1 rRNA gene is annotated in these 1,243 nt (G+C 53.1%); it reads right to left on the bottom strand.

Annotated elements, in window-relative coordinates:
• A 23S ribosomal RNA gene (locus DID96_RS37730) occupies positions 1–1,243 on the bottom strand; the annotation flags it as partial.

The raw sequence follows: 1,243 nt of genomic DNA on the forward strand, positions 1-1,243 counted from the left end.
CCAGGGATATCTCATCTTAAGGCGAGTTTCCCGCTTAGATGCTTTCAGCGGTTATCTCTTCCGAACATAGCTACCCGGCGATGCCACTGGCGTGACAACCGGTACACCAGAGGTTCGTCCACTCCGGTCCTCTCGTACTAGGAGCAGCCCCCTTCAAATATCCAACGCCCACGGCAGATAGGGACCAAACTGTCTCACGACGTTTTAAACCCAGCTCACGTACCTCTTTAAATGGCGAACAGCCATACCCTTGGGACCGGCTACAGCCCCAGGATGAGATGAGCCGACATCGAGGTGCCAAACACCGCCGTCGATATGAACTCTTGGGCGGTATCAGCCTGTTATCCCCAGAGTACCTTTTATCCGTTGAGCGATGGCCCTTCCATACAGAACCACCGGATCACTATGACCTGCTTTCGCACCTGCTCGACTTGTCGGTCTCGCAGTTAAGCACGCTTATGCCATTGCACTATCAGCACGATTTCCGACCGTACCTAGCGTACCTTCGTACTCCTCCGTTACGCTTTGGGAGGAGACCGCCCCAGTCAAACTGCCTACCATGCACTGTCCCCGACCCGGATCACGGGCCAAGGTTAGAACCTCAAACAAACCAGGGTGGTATTTCAAGGACGGCTCCACCGAAACTAGCGTTCCGGTTTCATAGCCTCCCACCTATCCTACACAGATCGGTTCAAAGTCCAATGCAAAGCTACAGTAAAGGTTCATGGGGTCTTTCCGTCTAGCCGCGGGTAGATTGCATCATCACAAACACTTCAACTTCGCTGAGTCTCGGGAGGAGACAGTGTGGCCATCGTTACGCCATTCGTGCAGGTCGGAACTTACCCGACAAGGAATTTCGCTACCTTAGGACCGTTATAGTTACGGCCGCCGTTTACCGGGACTTCAATCAAGAGCTTGCACCCCATCATTTAATCTTCCGGCACCGGGCAGGCGTCACACCCTATACGTCCACTTTCGTGTTTGCAGAGTGCTGTGTTTTTATTAAACAGTCGCAGCCACCAGTTTATTGCAACCCCTTCACCCTTTGCCCGCAGGGGCATCAAGCTACAAGGGCGTACCTTATCCCGAAGTTACGGTACCAATTTGCCGAGTTCCTTCTCCCGAGTTCTCTCAAGCGCCTTAGAATACTCATCTCGCCCACCTGTGTCGGTTTGCGGTACGGTCATCGTTAGACTGAAGCTTAGAGGCTTTTCTTGGAACCACTTCCAATTGCTTCGCTCCC

The organism is Burkholderia sp. Bp8963 (assembly GCF_003854275.1).
In the GTDB taxonomy this organism is placed as follows: domain Bacteria; phylum Pseudomonadota; class Gammaproteobacteria; order Burkholderiales; family Burkholderiaceae; genus Burkholderia.